This is a genomic window from Streptomyces sp. Go-475 (assembly GCF_003330845.1).
Taxonomy (GTDB): domain Bacteria; phylum Actinomycetota; class Actinomycetes; order Streptomycetales; family Streptomycetaceae; genus Streptomyces.
In genome coordinates, this window is the sequence record NZ_CP026121.1 from 5,944,124 (window position 1) to 5,970,997 (window position 26,874).

Consider the following 26,874-nt stretch of genomic DNA (forward strand, 5'->3'; position numbering starts at 1 on the left):
GCTCAGGTGTGATTCCCTGAACCATTTACCAGCGCGTAGGTCTGTGTCGCGATCTCCAATTCCTCGTCAGTAGGGACCACCGCCACCGCGACCCGGGCGCCCTCGGGCGAGATCAGCCGCGCCCCGTCGCCGCGGACGGCGTTGCGCTCGCCGTCCACCGCGAGGCCCAGCCCCTCCAGCCCTGCCAGGGCGGCCTCCCGCACGGGTGCCGCGTTCTCGCCGACGCCGGCGGTGAAGGCGACCGCGTCCACCCGCCCGAGTACGGCGTAATAGGCGCCGATGTACTTCTTCAGGCGGTGAATGTAGATGTCGAACGCCAGCTCCGCCCGCTCGTCGCCCTCGTCGACGCGGCGGCGGATCTCCCTCATGTCGTTGTCGCCGCACAGACCGATCAGACCGCTCTTCTTGTTGAGAAGAGTGTCGATCTCGTCGGCGGACATTCCACCAACACGCATCAAATGGAAGATGACGGCCGGGTCCATGTCTCCGGAGCGCGTACCCATCACGAGCCCCTCCAAAGGCGTCAGCCCCATGGAGGTGTCCACGCAGCGGCCGCCCCGCACGGCCGAGGCGGACGCCCCGTTGCCCAGGTGCAGCACGATCACGTTCACCTCGGACGGGTCCTTGCCCAGCAGCTCGGCCGTGGCCCGGGAGACGTACGCGTGGGAGGTGCCGTGGAAGCCGTAGCGGCGGATGCGGTGCGCGTCGGCCGTCTCGACGTCGATCGCGTAGCGCGCGGCCGACTCCGGCATCGTCGTGTGGAAGGCGGTGTCGAAGACGGCGACCTGCGGCAGGTCCGGCCGCAGCGCCCGGGCCGTGCGCAGGCCGGTGAGGTTGGCCGGGTTGTGCAGCGGGGCGACCGGGATGAGCCGCTCGATCTCGGCGAGCACGGCGTCGTCGACGACGGTCGGCTCGGTGAAGGACCGGCCCCCGTGCACCACCCGGTGCCCGATCGCGGCCAGCTCGGGGGAGTCCAGGCCGAGGCCGTCCTTGGCGAGTTCCTCGGCCACGGCCTTCAGAGCGGCGTCGTGGTCGGCGATCGCCCCGCCGCGCTCCCGGCTCTCGCCGCCGGCCGGGGTGTGCTTCAGCCGGGAGGTCCGCTCGCCGATGCGCTCGACCAGGCCGACCGCCAGCCGGCTGCTGTCGCGCATGTCGAGCAGCTGGTACTTCACCGACGACGAGCCGGAGTTGAGGACGAGGACACGGGTGGGACTCACTGGGCGGCTGCCTTCTCGCTCGGGGACGGGGCGGGGGTCTGGGCCTGGATCGCCGTGATGGCGACGGTGTTGACGATGTCCTGGACGAGGGCGCCCCGGGACAGGTCGTTGACCGGCTTGCGCAGGCCCTGCAGCACCGGGCCGACGGCGATCGCGCCGGCCGAGCGCTGCACGGCCTTGTAGGTGTTGTTGCCGGTGTTCAGGTCGGGGAAGATCAGCACGCTCGCCTGCCCGGCGACCTCGGAGCCGGGCAGCTTGGTCGCCGCGACCGACGGCTCCACGGCGGCGTCGTACTGGATCGGGCCCTCGATCTTCAGGTCGGGCCGGCGGGAGCGGACCAGCTCGGTGGCCTCGCGGACCTTGTCGACGTCGGCGCCCGAGCCGGAGGTGCCGGTGGAGTACGACAGCATCGCGATCCGCGGCTCCACACCGAACCGCTCGGCCGTGGTCGCCGACTGGATGGCGATGTCGGCGAGCTGCTCGGCGTCCGGGTCCGGGTTGACCGCGCAGTCGCCGTAGACGAGGACCTTGTCGGCCAGGCACATGAAGAACACCGACGAGACGATGTCCGCGTCCGGCTTGGTCTTGATGATCTCGAACGCCGGGCGGATGGTCGCGGCCGTGGAGTGCACCGAGCCGGACACCATGCCGTCGGCGAGGCCCTCCTGGACCATCAGCGTGCCGAAGTAGTTCACGTCCGAGACGACGTCGTACGCCAGCTCCACCGTGACGCCCCGGTGGGCGCGCAGGGCCGCGTACTGCTCGGCGAAGGCGTCGCGCAGCTCGGAGTCGGCCGGGTCGATCAGCTGGGACTCGCCCAGGTCGATGCCGAGGTCGGCGGCCTTCTTGCGGATCTGGTCGACCGGGCCGAGCAGGGTCAGCTCGCACACGCCCCGGCGCAGCAGCACCTCGGCCGCGTGCAGCACGCGCTCCTCGGTGCCCTCGGGCAGCACGACCCGGCGCAGGTCGGAGCGGGCCTGCTCCAGCAGCTTGTGCTCGAACATCATCGGCGTGACGCGGTCGCTGCTGGGCGCCGAGACGCGGCGCGCGAGGTCGGCGGTGTCGGCGTACCGCTCGAACAGGCCGAGGGCGCGCTCCGCCTTGCGCGGGGTGGCCGCGTTGAGCTTGCCCTCCAGGGAGAACAGCTGCTCGGCGGTGGGGAAGCTGGTGCCGGCCACCGACAGCACCGGGGTGCCGGGCGCGAGGCGGTCGGCCAGGGTGAGGATGTCGTCCCCGGGCACCTCGTCCAGGGTGAGCAGCACCCCGGCTATCGGCGGGGTGCCGGCGCTGTGCGCGGCGAGCGCGCCCACGACCAGGTCGGCGCGGTCGCCCGGGGTGACGACGAGGCAGCCCGGGGTCAGGGCGCCGAGGAAGTTCGGCAGCATCGCGCCGCCGAAGACGAAACCGAGCACGTCCCGGGCGAGGCCGGAGTCGTCGCCGAGGACCACCTTGGCGCCGAGGGCGTGGCTGATCTGCGAGACGGTCGGCGCGGACAGGGCCGGCTCGTCGGGCAGGACGTAACAGGGCACCGGGAGCCGGGAGTCGAGCTGGCCGGCGATCTCGTCGCGGTCCTCGCGGGCGACCCGGTTGGCGACCATGGCCAGGACGTCGCAGCCGAGGGTGTCGTAGGCGCGGTAGGCGTTGCGGGTCTCGGCGAGCACGGACTCGACGGTCTGCTTGCGGCCGCCGACGACCGGGATCACCGACGCGCCGAACTCGTTCGCCAGCCGGGCGTTGAGCGACAGCTCGTCCGGGAGCTGGGTGTCGGCGAAGTCGGTGCCGAGGACCAGGACGACGTCGTAGTCGCGGGCGACCCGGTGGAAGCGGTCGACGAGCGTGGACACCAGCTCGTCGGTGCCGGCCTCGGCCTGGAGGGCGGACGCCTCGTGGTAGTCCATGCCGTAGACGGTCGCCGGGTCCTGGGCCAGCCGGTAGCGGGCGCGCAGCAGCTCGAAGAGGCGGTCGGGCCCGTCGTGGACCAGGGGGCGGAAGACACCCACCCGGTCGACCTGCCGGGTGAGGAGCTCCATGACCCCCAGTTCGACGACCTGGCGGCCGTCTCCGCGGTCGATGCCGGTCACGTACACGCTGCGGGTCACGCGCGCTCTCCGTTTCGTCTCGTGTGGGGGTCTGTATCAAGCCAACGGCTATCCAGCCACGGGCACAAAAATCGCCCACCGAGGTGAGCAGAACCCTCTTGACAATACCTCCGCCGGTAGATAAGGCGCCCGTCAGCCTCGGGTGCGGCACCGGGCTGTGGGCCGTGAAACAATCGGCAGAGGCTCACCGGTATCCACAGCGAGCAGGAGACACAGCACGATGCGTATCGGAGTTCTCACCGCAGGCGGCGACTGCCCCGGCCTGAACGCCGTGATCCGGTCGGTCGTGCACCGGGCGGTCGACAACTACGGCGACGAGGTCATCGGCTTCGAAGACGGTTACGCGGGCCTGCTCGACGGCCGCTACCGCACCCTCGACCTGAACGCGGTCAGCGGCATCCTGGCCCGCGGCGGCACCATCCTCGGCTCGTCCCGGCTGGAGCGCGACCGGCTCCGCGAGGCCTGCGAGAACGCCTCCGACATGATCCACGAGTTCGGCATCGACGCGCTGATCCCGATCGGCGGCGAGGGCACGCTGACGGCCGCCCGCATGCTGTCCGATGCCGGTCTGCCGGTGGTCGGCGTCCCGAAGACGATCGACAACGACATCTCGTCGACCGACCGCACCTTCGGCTTCGACACGGCGGTGGGCGTCGCCACCGAGGCGATGGACCGCCTGAAGACCACCGCCGAGTCCCACCAGCGGGTGATGGTCGTGGAGGTCATGGGCCGGCACGCCGGGTGGATCGCGCTGGAGTCCGGCATGGCCGCCGGTGCGCACGGGATCTGTCTGCCGGAGCGGCCGTTCGACCCGGCCGACCTCGTGAAGATGGTCGAGGAACGGTTCGCCCGCGGCAAGAAGTTCGCGGTGGTCTGCGTCGCCGAGGGCGCCCACCCCGCCGACGGCACCATGGACTACGGCAAGGGCGCGATCGACAAGTTCGGCCACGAGCGCTTCCAGGGCATCGGCACCGCCCTCGCCCACGAGCTGGAGCGGCGGCTCGGCAAGGAGGCCAAGCCGGTCATTCTCGGCCACGTCCAGCGCGGCGGCACACCGACCGCCTACGACCGCGTGCTCGCCACGCGCTTCGGCTGGCACGCGGTGGAGGCGGCGCACCAGGGGCAGTTCGGCCGGATGACCGCGCTGCGCGGGACGGACATCGTGATGGTGCCGCTCGCGGAGGCCGTGACCGAGCTGAAGACGGTGCCGAAGGACCGGATGGACGAGGCCGAGTCGGTCTTCTAGACGCCGTGCCCGTTACTGGACGCCCTCCCGGTCGGTGTCGTCCTGGAGCTTCGCCCAGAAGTGCTCCACGATCCGGTCGAGGAACTCCTGGCCGGCGTCGCCCGCGTCGCTGCCGCCGCCGCCCCAGCTCAGGGTGGCGGCCATGTGCCCCTGGTAGTCCTCGTGCAGCGCCTGGAGGGCGCCCTCCAGGAACGGCCGGTCCAGGGGGACGACCTTCGCGACCGGCCGTACGTAGGCCTGCCATCGGGTGGTGACCGCGCTGCGCAGCAGCTCGCCGAGCTTGGCGTTCCGGCCCGTGACGGCGACGAAGTCGGGCAGGCGGAGACCGAGCAGGTCGGCGAGGGCGGCGGACTGGCGGTCGGTGCCGCGCCAGCTGTCGGTCTCCTCCATGCGCAGGTAGCTGTGGACGTCGTGCCCCACGGCCCGGGCGACGTCCTCCGGGGCGAGGCAGCGGGCGATGCGGTGCTCGCGCAGGGTGCGCGGTCTGCCGATGAGTTCCGCGGGCGAGCACCACAGCACGCCCGCGAGGGCGGTGAGTTCGGAGTCGGTCGGGGCCGTGATCCCGCGCTCCCAGGCGATGACGTGGTCCGGGGAGACGTGGGGGTGCCCGTAGGAGACGCGCATGCCGTGGGCGACGTGCTCGGGGGCCATGCCGAGGGCCGCGCGCAGGCGGCGGGCCGCGGGGGCGTCGAAGGGCGGAGGCGTGGTCGTGGGGGAGGGATCGCTCGGGCGGGGTGAAGGTCGGCGCACGCGCCACAAGCTAGGGGCGCGGGGCTGCGGCGACTACGGTCTGTTCGGCCAGGATCACGGATTGTAGGAACCTACGGCTACCGGCGGGTTCGACCGGGGCCGAAGATCGTCTGTCGGCCGGGGCGGGGGCGGGGCGAGGATGGCGCCGGGTCCGCCGGTCGTGGGCCCGGAAAGGCAGTGACTCACGTGAACGGCAAGCTCAACGAGCATATGCGCGAGCGGCTTCTCGCGCCGAACTTCTGGCACCTGGCGACGGTGGGAGCGGACGGGGCGCCTCAGGTCTCGCCCATGTGGGCGGACCTCGAAGGGGAGTACGTCATGGTCAACACCTCGATCGGGCGGGTGAAGGAGGAGAATCTGCGGCGCAATCCGTACGTTTCGCTGTCGCACCACGACCCCGCCAACCCGTACGACCGGGCGGAGATCCGGGGGAGGGTCGTCCGCTTCGTGGAGGGCGAGGAGGCGGAGCGGGCGATGGACCGGCTGGCGCGCAAGTACCTCGGCGAGGACCGCTACCCGTGGCTGCTGCCCGGCGAGCGCCGGGTGATGCTGCTGATCGAACCGACGCGGGTGCGCAGGCTGGAGGGCGTGGAGCCGTTCCGCGCGGGCGTACTGCCGGAGGGAGCGACCGGCTGAGGGTCTCTTCGGGCGGGGGCGGCCCCCGCCCGGCAGGTCCTAACGCCAGTCGGGTGTGCCCGAGGGGGGTGGGCGGGACTCGATTCGGGTCCTGATGTCCCGCATCACGGCGACGATGCGCTCCTCGTGCTCCCGGGTCAGGCGGGCCACCGGTACCGAGCAGCTGATGGCGTCGACGGCCGGTGTGCCGTAGCGCAGGGCGAAGCCGAAGCCCGCGATGCCCGGCACCGTCTCCTCGCGGTCGATGGAGTAGCCGCGCTCGCGGACCCCGGCCAGGTCGGCGAGGAGGGCGGCGCGGTCGGTGTGCGTGTTCTCCGTGAGGGCGGGCAACGGCTCGTCGCCGAAGGGCAGTTCGTCGTCGGGGCGCTCGGCGAGCAGGGCCTTGCCGAGCGCTCCCGCATGGGCCGGGACGCGGCGGCCGACCCGGCTGAGGGTGCGCCGGTACTCGTGGGACTCGCGGGTGGCGAGGTAGACGACGTCCCGGCCGTCGAGCCGTGCCAGGTGGATGGTCTCGCCCAGCGCGTCCGACGCCTCGTCGAGGTACGGGCGGACCAGCCGGACGCGCCGGTCCCCGTCCAGGTAGCCGGTGCCCGTGAGCAGCGCGCGGATCCCGATGCCGTAGAGGGAGCCGGTGGCGTCCGTGCGGACCCAGCCGGCGTCGACGAGCGTCCGCAGCAACTGGTACATGCTGCTGCGCGGCACCTCCAGCTCCGCCGCGAGCTGGTCGAGGCGTGAGGGCTCCTCCCCGCGCTCGGCGAGCAGTTCCAGCAGTGCGACGGTCCGGGCCGCCGACTTCACGCCGCGGACGCCCCCGCTGTTCCCCTCCATGCGCTCATCGTAGGTGCCCCGGCAATTCGTGATCGCCCGGCCATTGACCCCTGCCGTTCACCCACTTAGCCTCCATCTTCATACGTGGACACCGTCTGCATACAGGGATGAGAGTCGTCGCGCGCTCGTCGGCGCACCGGTTCAAAGGGGAACTGTCTTGCCTCTGCTCGTCGTCGGGATCAGCGTTCTGATCCTGCTGCTCCTCATGACCAGGCTGAGACTGAACGGCTTCGCGGCCCTGCTGCTGGTGGCGGTCGGGGTCGCGCTCGTCCAGGGCATTCCGGTGGCGACCGTCCCGGACGTCCTCTCCGAAGGCATCGGGGACCAGATCGGCGACACCATGCTGACCATCGGCCTCGGTGCCATGGTCGGCCGGGTGATGGGGGACTCGGGTGCCGCGCAGCGGATAGCCGGCCGGCTCCTCGACGCCTTCGGCCCGCGGTGGGTGCAGGTGGCCATGGTGGTCACGGCCATGCTGATCGGCGTGACCATGTTCTACGAGGTCGCTTTCATCATCATCGTGCCGATCGCGTTCACGCTGGTCAGGGTGACCGGGGCGAAGCTGCTGTGGGTCGGGCTGCCGATGTCCATCGCGCTGTCCACCATGCACAGCTTCCTCCCGCCGCACCCCGGGCCCACCGCGGTCGCCGCGACCTTCCACGCCTCCGTCGGACTCACCCTGTTCTACGGCCTGTTCATCGCCGTGCCCGCCGGGGCGCTCATCGCCCTGACCTGGCCCCGCCTGCCGTTCGTCGCGCGGCTGACGCCGTCCATCCCCAAAGGGCTCGTCAGCGAGCGGGAGTTCACCGAGGAGGAGATGCCGGGCCTCGGCTGGGCGCTGTGCGTGGCGCTGTTCCCCGTGGTGCTGATCGTGGCCGCCGCGGTGACCGACATGGCCGCGTCCGGGGAGAGCCCGCTGCTGAACGTCGTCGCGTTCATCGGCTCGGCGCCCATCGCCCTGCTGCTGACGCTGTGTCTGGCCGTGTGGGCGTTCGGGCCGCGGATCGGGCGCAGCCTGGGCGACGTCGGGGCGTCCTGTACGTCGGCGGCCCAGGCGATGGCGATGATCCTGCTGGTGATCGGCGCGGGCGGGGCCTTCAAGAACGTCCTCGTCGAGGGCGGGATCTCCGACTACATCAAGGACGCCACCGACGGCTGGTCCATCTCGCCGATCGTCCTCGCCTGGCTCGTCGCCGTCATCCTGCGCATCGCGCTCGGCTCGGCGACGGTGGCCGTCGTGACGGCGTCCGGGGTGGCGCTGCCGCTGCTCGCGGGCAGCGGGGTGCACCCGGAGGTGATGGTGCTGGCCGTCGCCTGTGGCTCCATCGCGTTCTCGCATGTGAACGACCCCGGGTTCTGGCTGTTCAAGGAGTACTTCAACCTCTCCGTCGTCGAGGCGATCAAGGTCCGGACGTCCTACACGACCGTGCTGGCCGTGCTCGGGCTGGGCGGGGTGCTGGTGGGCGAGTGGGTCCTCGACGTGCTGGGTGTGTGAACCATTCCTTCGAGAAGGGGCAACTGATGAGCATCGGACAGCAGCCGGTCGTCACGGCGTTCGCCGTCTACCCGGTCGCGGGGCGGGACAGCATGGAGCTGAACCTCTCCGGGGCGCACGGGCCGTACTTCACCCGCAACGTCGTCGTCCTCACCGACTCCGAGGGGCGGACCGGGCTGGGGGAGGTGCCCGGCGGGGAGAAGATCACCCGGACGCTGCGGGACGCCGAGTCGCTGGTCGTCGGGGCGAAGGTGGGGGACTACAAGCGGGTGCTGCGGGAGATCGGGGAGCGGTTCGCCGATCGCGACGCGGGCGGGCGGGGCGCGCAGACCTTCGACCTGCGGACCACCGTCCACACGGTCACGGCCGTCGAATCGGCCCTGCTGGACCTGCTCGGGCAGCACCTCGACGTGCCCGTGGCGGCGCTGCTCGGGGACGGGCAGCAGCGGGAGTCCGTGCGGGTGCTGGGTTACCTGTTCTACGTGGGCGACCCGGACCGGACCGACCTGGAGTACGTGCGCGAGCCCGGCTCCCCGGTGGAGTGGTACCGGGTGCGGCACGAGGAGGCGCTGTCGCCCGAGGCGATCGTGCGGCAGGCCGAGGCCGCGTACGAGCTGTACGGGTTCCGGGACTTCAAGCTCAAGGGGGGTGTGCTGGAGGGGGCGGAGGAGGTCGCGGCCGTGCGGGCGCTCAAACGGCGGTTCCCCGAGGCCCGGATCACCCTGGACCCGAACGGGGCGTGGTCGCTGCGCGAGGCGGTCGAGCTGTGCCGGCCGCTGGTGGGGACGCTGGCGTACGCCGAGGACCCCTGCGGCGCGGAGGGGGGTTACTCGGGGCGGGAGATCCTCGCGGAGTTCCGCCGGGCGACGGGGCTGCCGACCGCGACCAACATGATCGCGACGGACTGGCGTCAGCTGGCGCACGCGCTGGCGCTGCAGTCGGTGTCCATCCCGCTGGCCGATCCGCACTTCTGGACGATGCAGGGGTCGGTGCGGGTGGCGCAGTTGTGCCACGCGACGGGGCTGACGTGGGGGTGCCACTCCAACAACCACTTCGACATCTCGCTGGCGATGGTGACGCACTGCGGGGCGGCGGCGCCGGGCGAGTACAACGCGCTGGACACGCACTGGATCTGGCAGGAGGGGCTGGAGCGGCTGACGGTGGACCCGCCGCGGATCGTGGACGGGGAGATCGCGGTCCCGGACGCGCCGGGGCTGGGCGTCGCGCTCGACATGGACCGGCTGCTGGCGGCGCACGAGCTGTACCGGGAGAAGGCGCTGGGGGCGCGGGACGACGCGGCGGCGATGCGCTACCTCGTCCCGGACTGGTCCTTCGACGCGAAGCGGCCGTCCCTGGTGCGGTAGCGGACCGGGCCGCCGGGGGCGGGCGACGGGCCGGGGGCTGGATCGCCGAGGGCGGGCGACGGGCAGGGGCCCGGGGCGGCCGGGCCGGCCCTGGTCCCCTGGTACCGGAAGCCGGCCTCTGCTCCGGGGCGCCGGCCTCTCCTGCCGGGGCGCCAGCCGGCTATGGACCCTTGCCACCGCCACCGCCACCGCCACCGCCACCGGGACCCCGGTCCCGGCCACCGGGACGCCAACCCCTGCTACGGGGACCCCGGCCCCTGCTACGGGGACCCTGGTCCCTGCTACGGGGACCCTGGTCCCGGCTACTGGGATGCCACCCCTGCTACGGGGACCCTGGTCCCGGCTACTGGGATGCCACCCCTGCTACGGGGACCCTGGTCCCGGCTACTGGGATGCCACCCCTGCTACGGGGACCCTGGTCCCGGCTACTGGGATGCCACCCCTGCTACGGGGACCCTGGTCCCGGCTACTGGGATGCCACCCCTGCTACGGGGACCCTGGTCCCGGCTACCGGGACGCCAACCCCTGCTACGGGGACCCTGGTCCCGGCTACCGGGACGCCAACCCCTGCTACGGGGACCCCGGTCCCGGCTACCGGGACGCCAACCCCTGCTACGGGGACCCCGGTCCCGGCTACCGGGACGCCAACCCCTGCTACGGGGACCCCGGTCCCGGCTACCGGGATGCCACCCCTGCTACGGGGACCCCGGTCCCGGCTACCGGGATGCCACCCCTGCTACGGGGACCCCGGTCCCGGCTACCGGGATGCCACCCCTGCTACGGGGACCCTGGCCCCCGCTACCGGGACGCCAACCCCCGCCACCGGGACCCTGGCCCCCGCCACCGGGACCCCGGCCCCCGCCACCGGGACGCCAACCCCCGCCACCGGGACCCCGGCCCCCGCTACCGGGACGCCACCTCCAAGACCGCCTTGCCGCGGACCCGGCGTCCGCGCAGCGCCTCGGCCGCCTCGTCGAACCGGGTCCACGGTCCCTGCCAGCCCGTGTCGACGGTGAGGGCCCCCTCGGCCGCCAGCTCGGCGAGCACGGCCAGGTCCGCGCCCACCTCGCCCTCGATGACGAAGGAGGACAGCGACTTGGCCGGGCCGACGGTGGCGTACGGCGGGAAGACCGCCGGCTCCCCGGACGTCCAGCCGACGCTCTGGACCTGCCCGCCGGGCGCCAGCAGGCCCCAGGCGGCGACCAGTTGGGGGCCGCCGACGCTGTCGATGACGATGTCCACCGGCTCCCGCAGACCCTCCAGCCCGATCAGCACCTCGTCGGCGCCGGCCTCGGCCAGCCCTTCCGCGCGGGCGGCCGAGCCCACCGACGCGATCACCCGGGCACCGGCCCGCGCCGCCAGCTGGACGGCGTACCGGCCGACCCCGCCGGACGCCCCCGTGACCAGCACCCTGCGCCCCGGCCCGAGCCCGGCGGCCCGCAGCGAGCGCAGGGCCGCCACGCCCGCGACCGGCAGGGCCGCAGCCTTCGCCATCTCCAGGCTCGCGGGCACCTCGGCGAGCGCGCCCGCGCCGATCGCGACGCGCTCGGCGAACGCCCCCGCGGTCAGGGCCACCACTCGCGTGCCCACCGCGGGCCCGGTTCCGTCGGCCGCGGCCGGACGACCACTCCGGCCGCGTCCGAACCGAGTACCGCCCCCACCGGGACCCGCCCGGAGCGGGCGTCGTTGAGGTCGCCGTAGTTCAACGAGGCGTGGGAGACCTCCACCAGGACCTGATCCGGCCCGGGCACCGGGTCGGTGACCTCGCCGAGACGGACGGCGGCCGGTGCGGACGGATCGACGACCAGAGCGCGAACTGACATGTCTCCCCCTTCGGTTCACGACGTGCAACAGCGGCCATGATCCGTTGCTTCCCGGCGCCGCTCAGCCCTTGACCGCCCCGCCCAGTGCGAAGCCTCCTCCCAGCCGCCGCGCGATCAGGACGTACAGGAGGATCACCGGCGTGGAGTACACGAGGGAGAACGCGGCCAGCTGCCCGTACGCCACCATCCCCCGGTTGCCGAAGAAGTCGTTGACGCTGACCGACGCCGGCATCTGGTCGGGTGTGAGCAGGAGCATGAACGGGACGAAGAAGTTGCCCCACATCATGACGAAGGAGAAGACCGTCACGACGGCCACGCCCGGGCCCATCAGGGGGAGCACGATACGGAGGAGGGACTGGAGGGACGACGCCCCGTCCGTCCAGGCCGCCTCCTCCAGCTCCTTCGGCACTCCGTCCATGAAGTTCTTCATCAGCCAGATGGCGAACGGCAGTTGGGAGGCGGTGAAGAAGAAGATCGTGCCCTGCACGGTGTCGATCAGGTCCACCCGCACGAAGAGCGCGTAGACCGGGACCATGATCGCCGTGATGGGCAGGCTGGTGGCGAAGAGGATCGTCAGCAGGAACGGGCGGTTGAATCGGGAGCGGAAACGCGAGAGCGGGTAGGCCGCCAGGGCCGCGCAGACCACCGTCAGCAGCGTCGCGCCGCCGCACAGGACCAGGCTGTTCAGGAGCGGCGTGAAGGTGATCTCGGGGGTGAGGATCGCGTCGAAGTTGTCCAGGGTGAGGCCGTCGGGGGTCTTCACCCGCAGGTTCGCCGCCGGGTCGAGGGCCGACAGGACGACCCAGGCCAGGGGCAGGACGAACGCGGCGGCGACCACCAGCAGGCCCGCGTCCGCGGCGAGGCGGCGGGTCGTGCGGCGGGAGGCGAGGGTGAGGGCCATGGCGGGTCAGACCTCCGTCCGCAGCAGGCGCAGGTAGACGAGGGAGAAGAGGGAGCCGACCAGCAGCAGGAGCAGGGCCACCGCCGTGCCGTAGCCGATCAGGCTGTTCTGGAAGGCCTGTTCGTACATGAAGAGGGGCAGCGTCTGGCTCCTGCCGCCGGGGCCGCCCCGCGTCATCACCCAGATCAGGCCGAAGACCGAGAGGGTCTGGAGCGTGTTGAGCATCAGGTTCGTGCCGATGGAGCGGCGGATCATGGGCAGGGTGACGTGCCACATGCGGCGCCAGCCGCCCGCCCCGTCGACCTCGGCGGCCTCGGTGATCTCCTTCGGGATCTCGTTCAGCGCCGCCGAGTACACCAGCATCGAGAACGCTGTGCCGCGCCAGACGTTGGCGAACGACACCGCCAGGATGGGCAGCGTGAACAGCCAGTTCTGGGAGGGCAGATGGAGCCAGTCCAGGATGGCGTTCAGGGTTCCCTCGCGGCGGAAGAAGGCGTAGAGCAGGAAGCCCGCCACCACCTCCGGCAGCACCCACGCCGTGACGACGATGCCGCCGGTGAGGGTGCGGACCGGCTTCGACGCGCGCCGCATCAGCGCGGCCAGCGCCAGGCCGAGGGTGTTCTGGCCGATCAGTGACGACAGGACCGTGAACACCAGCGTCAGCCATACGGCGTTGAGGAACTCCTCGTCCCCGAAGGCCCGGGTGAAGTTGTCGAGGCCGACGAACGACTCCTGGGCCTGGCCGGTGAGCTGGAGGTCCGTGAAGGCGATGTACCCGCAGTAGGCGATCGGGCCGGCCAGGAACAGGAGCAGGAGGACGACGGCGGGGGCCAGGGGGAGGAGCCGCACCGGCAGGCGGGGGCCGCGTGCCCGGTGCGGATCTGTGGGGGCTTTCGTGAGCCGGGGATGGGGTGCGGTGGCGGTCATCGGCCGCTCACCGTTCGACCACCTGGTTGTCCGTGGCGTCCTTCAGCGCGTCCGTGTAGGCGCTCGTCGCCTCCTCCACCGACGCGTCGCCCGTGGTCACGCTCTCCATCGCCTCCTGGATGGCCGTGGAGACCTTGGGGTAGGCCGGGTAGGCGGGGCGGTAGTGCGTCGCCGCCACCAGGTCGGTGAAGAACTTGATGCCGGGCTGGGCCCCGGCGTAAGCGGGGTCCTCGGCGACGTCCTCGCGGACCGCGATGCCCGAGTTGGCGATGTACCACTTCTGGGCGTTGGCCTTGGTCTGCATCGTCCTGATGAAGTCGAAGGCCAGGTCCGGGTTGGCCGCCTTGGCCGGGATCGACCAGGTCCAGCCGCCGGACATGCTCACCTTGCCGGGCGCCTGGCCGTGCTGGGTCGGCATGGCGGCCAGGCCCAGCACCCGCGACCACTCGGGCCACTCGTGGCCGCTGCCGGGCAGCCAGTCCTGCGGGAGCCAGGAGCCGTCGAGGGCGATGCCGAGCTCGCCCTGCGGGAGCCACTCGCCGCGGACCCGGGTCATGACGTTGGGGTCGAGGGCGTCGGAGACGTCCGGGCCGAGCTTCTCCTCGTAGACCGTCTCGACGAAGGAGAGGGCGTCCTCGAAACCCTGCCCGCCGGCGATCCACTTCTTGCTCGCCTTGTCGTAGAGGGGGTCCGTGCCGCCGTCGGTCGTGCCGTAGAGCAGCATCTCGAAGGTCTGCATGGTGGCCGCCTCGCCGACCGGCTTGCCCGTGTAGACGTTGAGGGGGATGACGCCGGGGACCTTCTTCTTGATGGTGCGGGCGGCGTCCAGGACGTCGTTCCAGGTCTTCGGCTGCCAGTCGGCGGGCAGGCCGGCCTTGGCGAAGATGTCCTTGCTGAACCACAGGCCGCGCGTGTCCGTGCCGTCGGGGACGCCGTACGTCTTGCCGTCCTCGCCCTTGGCGGCCGCCTTCGCCGTGTCGATGAACCGGTTCCAGTCGGGCCACTTGGCGAGGTAGGGGTCGAGGGGCTTCAAGTAGCCGCTGGTGATGTCGGAGTTGATGAGGAACGTGTCCTCGTAGACCAGGTCGGGGGCGGTCTTGGGGGAGCGGAGCATCTGCTGGAGCTTGGTGTAGTACTCCGAGTCCGGGGCCTTGATCGGGACCAGCTCGACCTTCTTGCCGGGGTGGGCCTTCTCGAACTGCTTCTTGATGTCCGCGAGATAGGTGTCCATCACCTTGACGGAGTTGTCCGTGGACTGTTTGAAGGAGACCCTCACGGTGTCCGGGTCGCTGCCGGAGCCACCGCCGCACGCGGTGAGGGTGGCTGCGACGAGGAGAGCAGGGAGTAAGGCGGCGGTGGGGCGCACGGGCATGACCTCCTGCTGGCGCACTTCGTTGTGGCCGGGACGGCTGCGTCGTGAACCTAAGTTGAGTGGTCTAGTCAGGTCAATGCGTGTGCGGCGGTTCAGTCGGATGGCTGATGGGCCGTCACTGGCCCGTGACCCAGCGGTACTGGAGCTCCGGCCGCCCCACCGTGCCGTACTGCGGCCGGCGCGCCGCCCGGCCCGCCTCCACCAGGTGCTCCAGGTAACGGCGGGCCGTGATGCGGGAGATGCCCACGGACTCCGCCACGCCGGCCGCCGTGAGGCCCTCCGCGCTGTCGCGCAGGGCGATGGTCACCCGCTCCAGCGTGGGCGCGCTCAGGCCCTTGGGCAGGGCGGCCGGGCCGGGGGCGCGCAGGGCCGCGAGCGCCCGGTCCACCTCGTCCTGGCCGCTCGCCTCGCCGACCGCCGCGTGGAACTCCGCGTACCGTACGAGCCGGTCGCGCAGGGTCGCGAAGGTGAACGGCTTCAGGACGTACTGCACGACCCCGAGCGAGACGCCCTCGCGGACCACCGCCAGATCGCGGGCCGACGTCACCGCTATCACGTCGGCGTGGTGGCCGGCCGCGCGGAGGGAGCGGGCCAGTTGCAGGCCGTGTACGTCGGGCAGGTGCAGATCGAGCAGGAGCAGGTCGACGGGGGTGCGCTCCAGGGCCCGGCGGGCCTCCGCGCCCGTGTGCGCCTTGCCGACCGCGACGAAGCCGGGGACCCGGCCGACGTACAGGACGTGGGCGTCGGCGGCGACCGGGTCGTCCTCCACGACCAGGACGCGGATGGCCTTCTCTCTCGTGGGGTCGCTCGTCATGCGTCGCCTCCTGAGGCCTTGGATGTCGAGCCCCCGGAGGTCCGGGACGCGGGTCCCGCCGACAGCGGGAGCGCGGCGGCCGGGTCCGCCGGTGCCGGGCCCTGCCGGGCGGGGTCGCCGGACGTGCCGCCGGCCGCCCTGCCCAGCGGCAGCCGAACCTCGAACTGTGCGCCGCCCCCGTCGGCCCCCGTCACCGACAGCGTCCCGCCGTGCCGGTGCACCGCCTGACGGACCAGCGCCAGCCCCAGCCCCCGGCCGCCCGGGCCCGCCGGCTTCGTCGAGAAGCCCCGCTGGAAGACGGCCTCGGCATGCTCCGGGTCCACGCCCGGCCCCGTGTCGGACACCCGCATCACCAGCTCCGGGGCGGCGCCCTCCGCGGCCTCGGCGTCCTGCGTGTACGCCGCCACCGTCACCCGCGCCCGCGTGCTGCCCTGTGCCGCGTCCACGGCGTTGTCGATCAGGTTGCCGAGAATGGTCACCAGGTCCCGCGCCGGCAGGGACTCCGGCAGCAGCCCGTCGTCCAGTCGGCTGTCCTCCGACACCATCAGCTCCACGCCCCGCTCGTTCGCCTGGGCCGTCTTGCCCAGCAGCAGTGCCGCCAGCACCGGCTCGCTCACCGCCGCCACGACCTGGTCGGTCAGCGCCTGCGCCAGCTCCAGTTCGGCCGTCGCGAACTCCACCGCCTCCTCCGCCCGGCCCAGCTCGATCAGCGAGACGACCGTGTGCAACCGGTTCGCCGCCTCGTGCGCCTGCGAGCGCAGCGCCTGCGTGAAGCCCCGCTCGGAGTCCAACTCGCCCATCAGCGACTGGAGTTCGGTCACGTCGCGCAGGGTGACGACCGTACCGCGCCGTTCGCCGCCCGACACCGGCGAGGTGTTGATCACCAGGACCCGGGAGGCCGTGAGGTGCACCTCGTCCACCCGCGGCTCCGACGCCAGCAGCGCGCCGGTCAGGGGGGCGGGCAGCCCCAGCTCCGCCACCGACCTGCCCACCACGTCCCCGGCCACGCCGAGCAACTCCCGCCCTCCGTCGTTGATCAACGCCACACGGTACTGCCCGTCCAGCATCAGCAGCCCTTCGCGTACCGCGTGCAGGGCGGCCTGGTGGTAGTCGTGCATCCGGCTCAGCTCGGCGGCGTTCATGCCGTGGGTGTGGCGGCGCAGCCGGGCGTTGATGACGTACGTGCCGACGGCGCCCAGCGCCAGCGCGCCGGCCGCGACACCGAGCAGGGCCGTCAGCTGGTCCTGCACCCGCTGGGTGATCTCCTCGACCCGGATGCCCGCGCTGACCAGGCCCACGACCTTCTTGCCGTCCTGGATCGGGGTGACCGCGCGGACCGAGGGACCGAGCGTGCCGGTGTAGGTCTCGTCGAAGGTCTCGCCCTTCAGGGCCTTCGCGGTATGGCCCCGGAAGGGCTGGCCGATCTGGTTCGAGTCGGGATGCGTCCAGCGGATGCCCCGCGGATCCATGATCGTGATGAAGTCGACCTCGGTGTCCCGCATCACCTTCAGCGCGTACGGCTGGAGCTCGGCGGTCGGGTCGGAGGTGCGCGTCGCCGCCAGCACGGACGGGGAGTCGGCGACGGACCGCGCCACCGCCCTGGCCTGGCGCCGCGCCGCGTCCTCGGCCTGGCTGCGGTCGCTGACGTAGGTGAACAGCGCGTATCCGGCCACGACGACCGCTATCAGAACGGCCTGCATGGCGAAGAGCTGGCCCGCCAGGCTGCGGGGACCGGGGACGGTGAAGCGCATGCCGCCAGTCTGCCCCGTGGCTGATTGTGAACTAAATGAACGGAAGGGTGACCGCGCTCACAGAGCAGGACATAGTCACGGCATTCCCCATAACGCATCTCCGGGAGCCCCGCTCCCTGTTTCCCGGACGTGAGCCGCACGCCGGTGATGCCGACGACGTCGTCAAGGAGGGCCGCCGTGACCAGCGCAGCCGATACGGCACCTGCCGCACCCAAAGCCAAGCGGGACCGCACGCACTATCTCTACATCGCGGTGATCATCGCCGTGGCCGCCGGTATCGCGGTGGGTCTGGCCGCACCCGACTTCGCCGTCGAGCTGAAGCCGATCGGCACCGGCTTCGTGAACCTGATCAAGATGATGATCTCCCCGATCATCTTCTGCACGATCGTGCTGGGCATCGGCTCGGTGCGCAAGGCCGCCAAGGTCGGCGCCGTCGGCGGTATCGCCCTGGGCTACTTCACGGTGATGTCGCTGATCGCGCTGGGCATCGGCCTGGTCGTCGGCAACATCCTGGAGCCGGGCACGGGCCTGGCGGTGACCGACGCGGTCAAGGACGCCGGTCACGCGCAGATCGATACCGAGGCGAAGGGCACCACGGAGTTCCTGCTCGGCATCATCCCGACCACGATCGTCTCCGCCTTCACCAACGAGTCGGTCCTGCAGACCCTGCTGATCGCGCTGCTCGCCGGCTTCGCGCTGCAGGGCATGGGCTCGGCGGGCCAGCCGATCCTGCGCGGCATCGAGCACATCCAGCGGCTCGTCTTCCGCATCCTCGCCATGGTGATGTGGGCCGCCCCGATCGGTGCCTTCGGCGCCATCGCCGCCGTCACCGGCTCCGCCGGCCTGGAAGCGCTCAAGAGCCTCGCCGTGCTGATGCTCGGCTTCTACGTGACCTGCTTCCTCTTCGTCTTCATCGTGCTCGGCGCGCTGCTGCGGGTGATCTCCGGCCTGAACATCTTCACGCTGTTCAAGTACCTCGGCCGTGAGTTCCTGCTGATCCTGTCCACCTCCTCCTCCGAGTCCGCGCTGCCGCGGCTCATCGCGAAGATGGAGCACCTGGGCGTCAGCAAGCCGGTGGTCGGCATCACCGTCCCGACCGGCTACTCCTTCAACCTCGACGGCACCATGATCTACATGACCATGGCCTCGCTGTTCATCGCCGACGCCATGGGCACGCCGATGTCGATCGGCGAGCAGATCCCGCTGCTGCTCTTCCTGCTGGTCGCCTCCAAGGGCGCCGCCGGTGTCACCGGCGCCGGTCTCGCGACCCTGGCCGGTGGTCTGCAGTCGCACAAGCCCGCCCTGGTGGACGGCATCGGCCTCATCGTCGGCATCGACCGCTTCATGAGCGAGGCCCGCGCCCTGACCAACTTCGCCGGCAACGCCGTGGCGACCGTGCTGATCGGCACCTGGACCAAGGAGATCGACAAGGACCGGGTCAACCAGGTCCTCGCCGGGCAGCTGCCCTTCGACGAGAAGACGCTGCTGGACGACGGCCACGGCGGCCCGGCCGCCGACGACCAGGTCGAGGTGTCCGAGCCGGGCGGCGAGAAGGAGCTGGCGAAGGCCTGAGCACCGCGCCGCCCCCGCGAGACTCCGGGCGGCTGGGTGTCCCCCCGTCGCCCAGCCGCCCGGTCCATGTCTCGAAGATTGATCCTCGCGAAGATCGATGTCTCGCGAGGATCAATCGTTCAGCTTCGCCACCAGTTCGGTGGCCTTCGAGGCGGGCACGCCCGCCGCGGTCAGCACCGTGACCGCGGCGCAGCGGCCCGCCTCTCGTGCTGTCAGCAGGCCGTCGTTGACCGCCTCCAGCACGGCGATCAGCGTCTGCTCGTGCACATAGGCCAGGGCCGGCGCGGGCAGCGGTGAACTGAAGACGCCCTGGTCCAGGCCGCGCCGCAACAGTCCGACGCTCTCCTCCCGGACGGGCGCGAGCCGCTCCCGGATGCCCTGCATGGTGACCGTGCGCTGGGCGAGCGCGACCAGCAGCCGGTAGCGGTCGGCGATCTCCCACACCGCCAGCACCGAGCGCGCCACGGCCTCGGCCGGGTCCGCCACTCCCTCGCGGCCCGCCGTGTGCGCGGCCGCCAGCGCCGCGACCGCCTCGTCGACGAGCGTGCTGATCAGCGCCTCGCGGTTCGGGAAGTGCCCGTAGACGGTCCGCCGTACGACGCCCGCGGCGCGGGCGATCTGGTCCATGGAGGCGTCGGGGTCCCGCAGCAGCTCCGCGAGGGCGACGTCGAGGATGCGGCGCCGGTTGGCGTCGGCGCGGCTGATGTTGCCCGTGGTCATGGACGCCATTGTGCCCCTCCCCGCAGTGACTTGCACAGTGCTGTGCAACGGCGTAGATTGCACAGCGTTGTGTAAATGCACACCCATGTGCAAATCAGCGAGGAAGGCACCCCCCGCCATGCGACTCGTCATGACCGAACCGGCCGAGAGGATGGACCGCCCCTACGCCCGCCGCTGGTGGGCGCTCCTCGTGCTCTGCCTGAGCCTGCTGATCATCGTGATGGCGAACACCGCCCTCACCGTCGCCGCGCCCGACATGACCGAGGACCTCGGCCTGTCCAGCGCCGACCTGCAGTGGGTCATCGACGGCTACACCGTCCCGTACGCCGCGCTGATGCTGCTGCTCGGCGCGATCGGCGACAAGTACAGCCGCCGGGGCGCGCTCGTCCTCGGTCTCGTCGTGTTCGGGGGCGGCGCGGTCTCCGGGTACGTCGCCGACAGCGCCACGGCGGTCATCGCCGCCCGTGCCGTGATGGGCGCCGGCGCCGCGATGATCATGCCCGCCACGCTGTCCCTGCTCGCCGCGACCTTCCCGCGCGCCGAGCGCGCCAAGGCCATCACCCTGTGGACCGCCACGGCCGGGCTCGCCATCGCGGCCGGGCCGCTCGTCGCCGGGGCCCTGCTGGAGCACCACGGCTGGTCCTCCACGTTCCTCATCAACGTCCCCGTCGCCGCCCTGGCCATCGTCGGCGCGTTCGTCCTCGTGCCGCCGTCCAGGGCGGGGCACCACGGGCGCATCGACTACGGCGGCGGCCTGCTGTCCGTGGTGTGGATCGGCGCACTGGTCTACATGATCATCGAGGGTCCGCACTTCGGCTGGGGCGCCAAGGCCGTCACGGCGGCGGTCGTCGCGGGCGCCGGTCTCGTGGCCTTCGTGCTCTGGGAGCTGCGCCACCCGCGCCCGGTCCTGGACGTCCGCCGCTTCGCCGACCGCGGGTTCGCGGGCTCCAACCTCGCCGTCGCCCTGTTCTTCCTGGCGGTCTTCGGCGCCTTCTACTACCTCACCCAGCACCTGCAGTTCGTCCTCGGCTACGACGCCCTGGACACCGGGGTGCGGATGCTGCCGCTGGCGGGCGCCGTGTTCGCGGGCGCGGCACTCACCGGGTACCTCACGCCCCGGGTCGGCATGAAGTGGACCGTGACGGCCGGCATGGTCGGCGGTACGGCCGCCCTGGCGCTGCTCGCCCGGATCGACTCCGGGCCGTCGTACGGCGACTTCGTCGCGCCCCTGATCGTCCTCGGGCTCGCGATCGGGCTCGCGCTGTCGCCCTGCACGGACGCGATCATGGGGGCGTTCCCGGAGTCCGAGCTGGGGGTCGGCGGTGCGGTCAACGACACCTCGCTGGAGCTGGGCGGCTCGCTCGGCATCGCCGTCCTCGGCTCGCTGCTGGCGACGTCGTACTCCGGCCACCTCTCGGACGCCACGGCCGGCGGCAAGCTGCCCGCGTCGTCCCTGGAGACGGCCCAGGACTCCGTCGGCGCCGGGTACGCCGTGGCGCAGGGCATCGGCGACAAGGCACGGCAGCTGGCCGAGCAGGCGGCGCACACCAGTGACCCGCAGCAGGCGGAGCGGCTCAAGGCGCAGGCCGGCCAACTGGCCGACGGCGCGCGGCAGATGGCCGACGCGGTGGGGGCGTCCTTCTCCGACGCGGTCGCGCACACCAGCCTGATCGGCGCGGTGGTCCTGGGCGTCGGCACGGTGGTGGTGGCGCTGCTGCTGCCCGGCAAGGAGAAGGCCGCGGACGAGCCCGCCGAGGACAGGGAACCGGAGTCCGCGGGGACCCGATAAGGGTGCCCGCGAAGGCGAACGAAAGGCTCTAGGCGCGGACCGGCGCGGCGGCCCTGTCCAGGCGGGCGCGTTCCTCCGCACTGAGCCGCAGGTCCGCCGCGGCGGCCGAGTCCCGGGCCGTCTCCGGCCGGCTCGCCCCGGGGATCGGGACGACGGTCGGGGACCGGGCCAGCAGCCAGGCCAGACCGACCCGTTGGGGGCTGACGCCGCGCTCCGCCGCGACCTCGTGGAAGGCGGCGAAGCGGGCCGCTCCCTCCGTGCGCGAGGGCCCGTCCAGGGAGCTGCGGGCCAGGCCGCCCAGCGGGCTCCACGGCAGGAACGCCAGCCCGAGTTCGGCGCAGAGCCGCAACTCGGGCTCGCTGTCCCGGACGGCGGGGGAGTACCGGTTCTGCACCGACACCAGCCGGTCGCCGAGGATCGCCCGGGCCCGGCGGACCTGGTCCGCGTCCGTGTTGGACACCCCGGCCAGCCGGATCGTGCCCGCGTCGAGCAGCTCGCGCAGCGCGCCGACCGACTCCTCGAACGGCACGGAAGGGTCCGGCTTGTGCAGTTGGTAGAGGCCGATGGCCTCGACCCCCAGCCGCTTGAGTGACGCCTCGGCGGCGGCCTTGAGGTGGCGGGGGGAGCCGTCCACCGTCCAGTCGCCGCCGGCCGGACGGCCCCGGCCGCCCTTCGTGGCCACCAGCACGTCCGAGGTGTCACCGCCGTAGGCGGCCAGCGCGCGGGCCACCAGGCGCTCGTTGTGGCCGGGCTCCGCGCCCGGCAGGTGGTAGGAGTCGGCGGTGTCCAGGAGGGTCACGCCCGCGTCGAGCGCGGCGTGCACGGTCGCCAGGGCGCGCTCCTCGTCCGGCCGGCCCTCGATGGACAGCGGCATCGCGCCGAGCCCGACCGCGCTCACCCGCACCCCGCCCAGCATGCGGTACCGCATGTCAGTCGCCCTTCCCGAGCGTCTCGGCGACGGCCGTCGGCAGCCACTGCCGGGCGTCGGTGAAGGTGAAGCCGAGCCGGGCGGCCCGGGTGTTGTCCATGCCGTAGGAGCGGCGGAAGGAGAACGGCGAGACCTCGCCGACCTCGACCGGTCGGAACACGGCCCTGCCGCCCGGGATCCGCGCGGCCACCGCCGCGCACAACTCATCGGTGGTCAGCGCCCCGTGGGAGGCGGCGTTCACCGGCCCGGTGAAGTCCTGGCCCGTCGCCCAGGCCAGGAAGCGGGCGATCTCCTCGACGTACACATAGGTGGCCGGACGGTTCACGGACGGGACGGCGATCGGCTCGCCGGCGCGCATCCGGTCGGCGTAGTGGGCCAGCCGCCCGGTGAAGTCGTCGTCCCCGCCCAGCACATGGGCGACCCGCACACTGGTGGACGGAAACCCCGGGCCCGCGGCGAGCACCGCCTCGGCCTGCCGCTTGCCCTCCCCGTAGTGGGACTCCCGGAACGCCGGGTCGTCCCACGGCAGGTCCGGGTCGACGGTGACGGTGGACGGGTCGACGGCCTCCTCGCGCACGAGGACGGGGGAGTCCTCGTACTCGTACACCTCGACCGTCGAGGTCAGCACATAGCGGCGGGTCCGGCCGGTGAAGACGCGGCGGGCGATCGCCGCCTGGCGCGGTGTGTAGCAGACCTGGTCGACGACGGCGTCGAAGCCACGGGCGCCGAGCGCGCCGGTCAGCGACCGTTCGTCGTCCCGGTCGGCGACCAGGTGCTCCACCCCGGCGGGCGGCGGGGCGGACCCCCGGTTGAGCACCGTGACGCGGTGCCCCTCGGCGAGCAGCCGTGCGATCAGACGCTTTCCGACATAGCGGTTCCCGCCGATGACCAGTACTTCCCGGGCCTTTTCCATGACCATAATTCTCCCGGCGCACATCCACGTGCTGAAGGGGGAACCATGGGAGTCACGGCCGCTACGCCGAAAGAACCACGGCATCTTCGAGCCACCGCCAACGAAACCTCGGTGGGGTTCGACGCGCTGGACCGGCAGATCCTCGAACTGCTCCAGACCGACGGCCGGATCAAGCTCAGCGAGCTGGGCCGCCGGGTCAGGCTGAGCCCCGCGGCGGTCACCGAGCGGGTGCGGCGACTGGAGTCGGCGGGTGTGATCAGCGGCTACGGCGCCCACGTCGTGCCGGCCCGGCTCGGCTACGGCATCCAGGCGTTCGTGCGGGTCGATCCGCACGGCGGCTACACCCTGAAGCACCCCAGGACCCTGGAGCTGATCGAGCGCCCCGAGATCACCGAGGTGCACCACGTGGTGGGGGAGGACTGCTGGTTCCTCAAGGTCGCCGTCCGGGACACCGTCCACCTGGAGGAGGTCCTGGAGGGGGTCTCCGCGCTGGGCCGCACCACGACCTCGATCGTGCTGACCTCACCGGTGGAGCGGAAACCGCTGTTGCCTTGACGCCGGGGTCAAGGATTACGTTCGTGCGCATGCGAATCGGCGAGCTGGCCGCCCGCGCCGGGACCACGACGCGGACGCTGCGGTACTACGAGGCGCGGGGCCTGCTGCCCGCGCGGCGCACGGGCAACGGATACCGGACCTACGACGAGAGCGATCTGCGGCTGCTGCGGCAGATCCGGACCCTGCAGGACTTCGGGTTCGACCTGGAGGAGACGCGGCCCTTCGTGGAGTGCCTGCGCGCCGGGCACCCCGAGGGCGACTCCTGCCCGGCGTCCCTCGCGGTCTACCGGCGCAAGCTGGACGAACTCGACTCGCTCATCGACCAGCTGAGCACCGTCCGGGAGACGGTCGCGCGGCAGCTGGCGCGGGCCGAGCTGGCCGCCGAGGCCGAGGCTCCGGGAGGTCCGGAGCCGAGTTGCGAGCTGGGGAGGCACCCATGGTGACCGACGTGACGGACGCGGACTTCGAGGCCGAGGTGATCGGCGCGGAGCTGCCGGTCCTGGTGGAGTTCACCGCCGACTGGTGCCCGCCCTGCCGGCAGATGGCGCCGGTGCTCAAGGCCCTCGCCTTCGAAGAGGGCGACCGGCTGAAGGTGGTGCAACTGAACGTGGACCACAACCCGCTGACCACCAACGCCTACAAGGTGCTCTCCATGCCGACGTTCATGGTGTTCCGCGACGGCGAGCCCGTGAAGGCGATGGTGGGCGCGCGGGCCAAGCGGAAGCTGCTGGAGGAGCTGTCCGACGTGCTGTAAAGAGCCGCCCCGACACGAGGAAATCCCCCGGGCAATTGCGCCCGGGGGATTTCCTTGCGTATATTTGTCTGTTCGTGACTTCAAGTCGATCGGAGTCACGGAGAAGCTTAGTGAGCACAGTATATCCGGGCGGGAGCGGAATTGTCAAACACCGAATTTCCGGACGATGAATTGCGGCAGGAACAGGAATTCATCGACGGGTTGTACGCGCGCGTGGACGCGCTGCGCGGCGACGCCGAGACCTCCGTCACGGACGCGCTCGCGCAGGGCAACACCCCCATGCAGGCCAGACTGGAGCGGGACATCCTCGTGGCCGAGCGCTCCGGGCTGCTCGCCGCGCTGAACGCGGTGGACGGCTCCCTGTGCTTCGGCCGGATCGACCTCACCTCCGGCACCACCCACCACATCGGCCGCATCGGCCTGCGCACCGACGACGCCGAGCGCACACCCGTCCTGATCGACTGGCGCGCCGACGTCGCCCGGCCCTTCTACCTGGCCACCGGCCACACCCCGATGGGCCTCAGGCGCCGGCGGCACATCGCCACCGACGGCCGCAGGGTCACCCACCTGCACGACGAGATCCTCGACCTCGGCGACGAGACCCGCACCGGCCACGAGGACCCCACGGGCGACGCCGTGCTGCTCGCCGCGCTCAACTCGGCCCGCACCGGCCGCATGAGCGACATCGTGCAGACCATCCAGGCCGACCAGGACCGCATCATCCGCGCGCCCCATCGAGGCGTCATGGTGGTCGAGGGCGGCCCCGGCACCGGCAAGACGGCCGTCGCCCTGCACCGCGCCGCCTACCTGCTCTACGAGCACCGCGAGCTGCTCGCCAAGCGCGCGGTGCTGATCGTCGGGCCCAACCCGGCGTTCCTCGGCTACATCGGCGAGGTACTGCCCTCCCTCGGCGAGACCGGCGTGCTCCTCGCGACCGTCGGCGAGCTGTACCCCGGCGTGAAGGCGACCGCCACCGACACGCCCGAGGCGGCGGCCGTGAAGGGCCGGGCCGGCATGGCCGAGGTGCTCGCCGAGGTCGTCCGCAGCCGACAGGCGCTGCCCGACCCGGTCATCGCCATCGAGCACGACCGCGAGGTCCTCATGCTCGACGACGGCCTGGTCAACGTCGCCCGCGAGCGCACCCGTGCCGCCAAGCTGCCGCACAACGCCGCCCGCGAGCACTTCGAGGGCCACATCCTCAACGCGCTGACCGACCTGTACGCCGAGCGGATCGGCACCGACCCCTTCGACGGCTCCAGCCTGCTCGACCCCAGCGACATCACCCAGATCCGCGACGACCTCGCCGAGAACCCCGAAGTGTGGTCCGCCATCGACCGGTTGTGGCCGGTGCTGACCCCGCAGCGGCTCGTCGCCGACTTCCTCGCGGCGCCCGAGGAGTTCCTGCCCGCCGAGGACGCCGACGCCGTACGCCGCCCGGTGACCCGGCGCTGGACCGTCGCCGACGTGCCGCTGCTCGACGAGGCCGCCGAACTGCTCGGCGAGGACGACAGGCTGGTCCGCGAGCGCGCCGAGCGGGAGCGGGAGCGGCAGATCGCCTACGCGCAGGGCGTGCTGGACGTGTCGTACGCGTCGCGGACCTACGAGTTCGAGGACAAGGAGGAGGACGACCCCGAGAGCTCCGAGGTGCTGTCCGCGCACGACATCATCGACGCCGAGCGGTTCGCCGAACGGCACGAGGAGGACGACCACCGCAGCGCCGCCGAACGGGCCGCCGCCGACCGCACCTGGGCGTTCGGGCACATCATCGTCGACGAGGCGCAGGAGCTGTCGCCGATGGCGTGGCGGCTGCTGATGCGGCGCAGCCCGACCCGCTCGATGACCCTGGTCGGCGACCCGGCCCAGACGGCGGAGGCGGCCGGTGTCGGCTCCTGGTCGGGCATCCTCGCCCCGTACGTCGAGGACCGCTGGGAGCACACCCGGCTGGGCGTCAACTACCGCACCCCCGCCGAGATCATGGACGTCGCGGCGGCCGTGGTCCGCGCCGAGAACCCGGAGTTCGAGCCGCCCAGCTCGGTCCGCTCCACCGGCGTACGCCCCTGGGCCCGGGCCACCGACGACGTGCCCGGCGCCGTCGCCAAGGCCGTCGGGGAACTCACCCCGGCCGAGGGACGGCTCGCGGTGATCGCGCCGCGCGACCTCCACCGGGGCATCGCGGCCCGGCTGGACGGCGTCACGGCGGGCGCCGAACCCGACCTCACGCAGACGGTCGTCCTCCTCGACCCGCGCCAGGCCAAGGGCCTGGAGTTCGACTCCGTCCTCGTGGTCGAACCCGGCCGGTACGGCACCAGCGACCTGTACGTGGCCCTGACCCGGGCCACCCAGCGGCTCGGCGTACTGCACACCGGGGAGCTGCCGAAGGCGCTGGCCGACGCCTTCGTGTAGGAGCGGTAACAGTTCGT

Annotated in this window: 24 protein-coding genes; 10 read left to right on the forward strand and 14 right to left on the reverse strand. The window is 72.0% G+C overall.

What is annotated here, in order from left to right; all coding sequences use genetic code 11:
- Positions 1 to 2: 2 nt before the first annotated feature.
- Both C1703_RS27555 and pta read right to left on the reverse strand, forming a co-directional pair.
- Positions 3 to 1,217, reverse strand: a complete 1,215-nt coding sequence (locus C1703_RS27555; protein ID WP_114255364.1) for an acetate kinase — start codon at positions 1,215 to 1,217, stop codon at positions 3 to 5.
- Complete coding sequence (gene pta / locus C1703_RS27560; RefSeq protein WP_114255365.1) at positions 1,214 to 3,316, reverse strand: phosphate acetyltransferase; 2,103 nt, start codon at positions 3,314 to 3,316, stop codon at positions 1,214 to 1,216. The genes C1703_RS27555 and pta overlap by 4 nt, the downstream gene beginning before the upstream one ends.
- A 220-nt stretch (positions 3,317 to 3,536) precedes the next feature.
- Between pta and C1703_RS27565 the strand changes: the two genes are divergently transcribed.
- Positions 3,537 to 4,562 carry an ATP-dependent 6-phosphofructokinase gene (locus tag C1703_RS27565; RefSeq protein WP_114255366.1) on the forward strand — a complete coding sequence of 342 codons (1,026 nt, stop codon included), beginning with the start codon at positions 3,537 to 3,539 and terminating at the stop codon, positions 4,560 to 4,562.
- Between the two features lie 12 nt (positions 4,563 to 4,574).
- Here C1703_RS27565 and C1703_RS27570 read toward each other — a convergent pair whose 3' ends face one another.
- Positions 4,575 to 5,312, reverse strand: a complete 738-nt coding sequence (locus C1703_RS27570; protein ID WP_232840607.1) for a helix-turn-helix transcriptional regulator — start codon at positions 5,310 to 5,312, stop codon at positions 4,575 to 4,577.
- 210 nt (positions 5,313 to 5,522) lie between these two features.
- Here C1703_RS27570 and C1703_RS27575 point away from each other — a divergent pair, with 210 nt between their 5' ends.
- Complete coding sequence (locus C1703_RS27575) at positions 5,523 to 5,948, forward strand: PPOX class F420-dependent oxidoreductase (protein WP_114257616.1); 426 nt, start codon at positions 5,523 to 5,525, stop codon at positions 5,946 to 5,948.
- Positions 5,949 to 5,987: 39 nt separating this feature from the next.
- Here C1703_RS27575 and C1703_RS27580 read toward each other — a convergent pair whose 3' ends face one another.
- Positions 5,988 to 6,776, reverse strand: a complete 789-nt coding sequence (locus tag C1703_RS27580; protein ID WP_114255368.1) for an IclR family transcriptional regulator — start codon at positions 6,774 to 6,776, stop codon at positions 5,988 to 5,990.
- 157 nt (positions 6,777 to 6,933) lie between these two features.
- Between C1703_RS27580 and C1703_RS27585 the strand changes: the two genes are divergently transcribed.
- Together C1703_RS27585 and C1703_RS27590 are read left to right on the forward strand one after the other, a co-directional pair.
- A complete protein-coding gene (locus tag C1703_RS27585) occupies positions 6,934 to 8,271 on the forward strand; it encodes a gluconate:H+ symporter (RefSeq protein ID WP_114255369.1) in 1,338 nt (445 codons plus the stop codon).
- 26 nt (positions 8,272 to 8,297) lie between these two features.
- Positions 8,298 to 9,635: an enolase C-terminal domain-like protein gene (locus tag C1703_RS27590; RefSeq protein ID WP_114257617.1), complete on the forward strand. Its 1,338-nt coding sequence runs from the start codon at positions 8,298 to 8,300 to the stop codon at positions 9,633 to 9,635.
- Between the two features lie 903 nt (positions 9,636 to 10,538).
- Here C1703_RS27590 and C1703_RS27605 read toward each other — a convergent pair.
- The 7 genes from C1703_RS27605 to C1703_RS27630 form a co-directional block, all read right to left on the reverse strand.
- Positions 10,539 to 11,225: a zinc-binding dehydrogenase gene (locus C1703_RS27605; protein WP_232840608.1), complete on the reverse strand. Its 687-nt coding sequence runs from the start codon at positions 11,223 to 11,225 to the stop codon at positions 10,539 to 10,541.
- Entirely contained in the window at positions 11,201 to 11,458 is a 258-nt protein-coding gene (locus tag C1703_RS39905) for a hypothetical protein (protein ID WP_232840609.1), read from the reverse strand. Before C1703_RS39905 ends, C1703_RS27605 begins: the two co-directional genes overlap by 25 nt.
- 61 nt (positions 11,459 to 11,519) lie before the next feature.
- Positions 11,520 to 12,359, reverse strand: coding sequence for a carbohydrate ABC transporter permease (locus C1703_RS27610; protein WP_114255370.1), 840 nt, complete (start codon positions 12,357 to 12,359; stop codon positions 11,520 to 11,522).
- A gap of 6 nt (positions 12,360 to 12,365) precedes the next feature.
- On the reverse strand, positions 12,366 to 13,286 hold the full coding sequence (locus tag C1703_RS27615; RefSeq protein WP_114255371.1) for a sugar ABC transporter permease: 921 nt from the start codon (positions 13,284 to 13,286) through the stop codon (positions 12,366 to 12,368).
- A 7-nt stretch (positions 13,287 to 13,293) separates the two neighbouring features.
- Positions 13,294 to 14,658, reverse strand: coding sequence for an extracellular solute-binding protein (locus tag C1703_RS27620; protein WP_114257618.1), 1,365 nt, complete (start codon positions 14,656 to 14,658; stop codon positions 13,294 to 13,296).
- A gap of 115 nt (positions 14,659 to 14,773) precedes the next feature.
- On the reverse strand, positions 14,774 to 15,472 hold the full coding sequence (locus C1703_RS27625) for a response regulator (RefSeq protein WP_114255372.1): 699 nt from the start codon (positions 15,470 to 15,472) through the stop codon (positions 14,774 to 14,776).
- Positions 15,469 to 17,223: a sensor histidine kinase gene (locus C1703_RS27630; RefSeq protein ID WP_114255373.1), complete on the reverse strand. Its 1,755-nt coding sequence runs from the start codon at positions 17,221 to 17,223 to the stop codon at positions 15,469 to 15,471. The genes C1703_RS27625 and C1703_RS27630 overlap by 4 nt, the downstream gene beginning before the upstream one ends.
- Before the next feature lie 177 nt (positions 17,224 to 17,400).
- Here C1703_RS27630 and C1703_RS27635 point away from each other — a divergent pair, with 177 nt between their 5' ends.
- Positions 17,401 to 18,795, forward strand: coding sequence for a cation:dicarboxylase symporter family transporter (locus C1703_RS27635; RefSeq protein WP_114255374.1), 1,395 nt, complete (start codon positions 17,401 to 17,403; stop codon positions 18,793 to 18,795).
- Positions 18,796 to 18,906: 111 nt separating this feature from the next.
- On the opposite strand, the gene C1703_RS27640 is transcribed toward C1703_RS27635, so the two are convergent.
- Positions 18,907 to 19,524 carry a TetR/AcrR family transcriptional regulator gene (locus C1703_RS27640; RefSeq protein ID WP_114255375.1) on the reverse strand — a complete coding sequence of 206 codons (618 nt, stop codon included), beginning with the start codon at positions 19,522 to 19,524 and terminating at the stop codon, positions 18,907 to 18,909.
- A 109-nt stretch (positions 19,525 to 19,633) separates the two neighbouring features.
- Between C1703_RS27640 and C1703_RS27645 the strand changes: the two genes are divergently transcribed.
- On the forward strand, positions 19,634 to 21,304 hold the full coding sequence (locus C1703_RS27645) for a DHA2 family efflux MFS transporter permease subunit (protein WP_114255376.1): 1,671 nt from the start codon (positions 19,634 to 19,636) through the stop codon (positions 21,302 to 21,304).
- A 28-nt stretch (positions 21,305 to 21,332) separates the two neighbouring features.
- Here the strand turns inward: C1703_RS27645 and C1703_RS27650 are convergent, their stop codons facing one another.
- Positions 21,333 to 22,232, reverse strand: coding sequence for an aldo/keto reductase (locus C1703_RS27650; RefSeq protein WP_114255377.1), 900 nt, complete (start codon positions 22,230 to 22,232; stop codon positions 21,333 to 21,335).
- 1 nt (position 22,233) lies between these two features.
- On the reverse strand, positions 22,234 to 23,151 hold the full coding sequence (locus C1703_RS27655) for an NAD-dependent epimerase/dehydratase family protein (protein WP_198678288.1): 918 nt from the start codon (positions 23,149 to 23,151) through the stop codon (positions 22,234 to 22,236).
- A gap of 105 nt (positions 23,152 to 23,256) precedes the next feature.
- On the opposite strand from C1703_RS27655, the gene C1703_RS27660 reads away from it, so the two are divergent.
- The 4 genes from C1703_RS27660 to C1703_RS27675 all read left to right on the forward strand — a co-directional run bounded on the left by C1703_RS27660 (position 23,257) and on the right by C1703_RS27675 (position 26,857).
- Complete coding sequence (locus C1703_RS27660) at positions 23,257 to 23,700, forward strand: Lrp/AsnC family transcriptional regulator (RefSeq protein WP_114255378.1); 444 nt, start codon at positions 23,257 to 23,259, stop codon at positions 23,698 to 23,700.
- A 29-nt stretch (positions 23,701 to 23,729) separates the two neighbouring features.
- On the forward strand, positions 23,730 to 24,143 hold the full coding sequence (locus C1703_RS27665; protein ID WP_114255379.1) for a MerR family transcriptional regulator: 414 nt from the start codon (positions 23,730 to 23,732) through the stop codon (positions 24,141 to 24,143).
- Positions 24,140 to 24,454, forward strand: coding sequence for a thioredoxin domain-containing protein (locus C1703_RS27670; protein WP_114257620.1), 315 nt, complete (start codon positions 24,140 to 24,142; stop codon positions 24,452 to 24,454). Before C1703_RS27665 ends, C1703_RS27670 begins: the two co-directional genes overlap by 4 nt.
- A gap of 171 nt (positions 24,455 to 24,625) precedes the next feature.
- Positions 24,626 to 26,857 carry an AAA family ATPase gene (locus C1703_RS27675; protein ID WP_232840610.1) on the forward strand — a complete coding sequence of 744 codons (2,232 nt, stop codon included), beginning with the start codon at positions 24,626 to 24,628 and terminating at the stop codon, positions 26,855 to 26,857.
- Positions 26,858 to 26,874 lie beyond the last annotated feature (17 nt).

Bases quoted from the DNA above. Each gene is read 5' to 3' on its own strand.
- C1703_RS27580 (WP_114255368.1), bottom strand. From the start codon at position 6,776: ATGGAGGGGAACAGCGGGGGCGTCCGCGGCGTGAAGTCGGCGGCCCGG.
- C1703_RS27575 (WP_114257616.1), top strand. From the start codon at position 5,523: ATGCGCGAGCGGCTTCTCGCGCCGAACTTCTGGCACCTGGCGACGGTG.
- C1703_RS27665 (WP_114255379.1), top strand. From the start codon at position 23,730: ATGCGAATCGGCGAGCTGGCCGCCCGCGCCGGGACCACGACGCGGACG.
- C1703_RS27620 (WP_114257618.1), bottom strand. From the start codon at position 14,658: ATGCCCGTGCGCCCCACCGCCGCCTTACTCCCTGCTCTCCTCGTCGCA.
- C1703_RS27640 (WP_114255375.1), bottom strand. From the start codon at position 19,524: ATGGCGTCCATGACCACGGGCAACATCAGCCGCGCCGACGCCAACCGG.
- C1703_RS27630 (WP_114255373.1), bottom strand. From the start codon at position 17,223: ATGCGCTTCACCGTCCCCGGTCCCCGCAGCCTGGCGGGCCAGCTCTTC.
- C1703_RS27655 (WP_198678288.1), bottom strand. From the start codon at position 23,151: ATGGTCATGGAAAAGGCCCGGGAAGTACTGGTCATCGGCGGGAACCGC.
- C1703_RS27590 (WP_114257617.1), top strand. From the start codon at position 8,298: ATGAGCATCGGACAGCAGCCGGTCGTCACGGCGTTCGCCGTCTACCCG.
- C1703_RS27615 (WP_114255371.1), bottom strand. From the start codon at position 13,286: ATGACCGCCACCGCACCCCATCCCCGGCTCACGAAAGCCCCCACAGAT.
- C1703_RS27565 (WP_114255366.1), top strand. From the start codon at position 3,537: ATGCGTATCGGAGTTCTCACCGCAGGCGGCGACTGCCCCGGCCTGAAC.
- C1703_RS27625 (WP_114255372.1), bottom strand. From the start codon at position 15,472: ATGACGAGCGACCCCACGAGAGAGAAGGCCATCCGCGTCCTGGTCGTG.
- C1703_RS39905 (WP_232840609.1), bottom strand. From the start codon at position 11,458: ATGTCAGTTCGCGCTCTGGTCGTCGATCCGTCCGCACCGGCCGCCGTC.
- C1703_RS27610 (WP_114255370.1), bottom strand. From the start codon at position 12,359: ATGGCCCTCACCCTCGCCTCCCGCCGCACGACCCGCCGCCTCGCCGCG.
- C1703_RS27645 (WP_114255376.1), top strand. From the start codon at position 19,634: ATGCGACTCGTCATGACCGAACCGGCCGAGAGGATGGACCGCCCCTAC.
- C1703_RS27650 (WP_114255377.1), bottom strand. From the start codon at position 22,232: ATGCGGTACCGCATGCTGGGCGGGGTGCGGGTGAGCGCGGTCGGGCTC.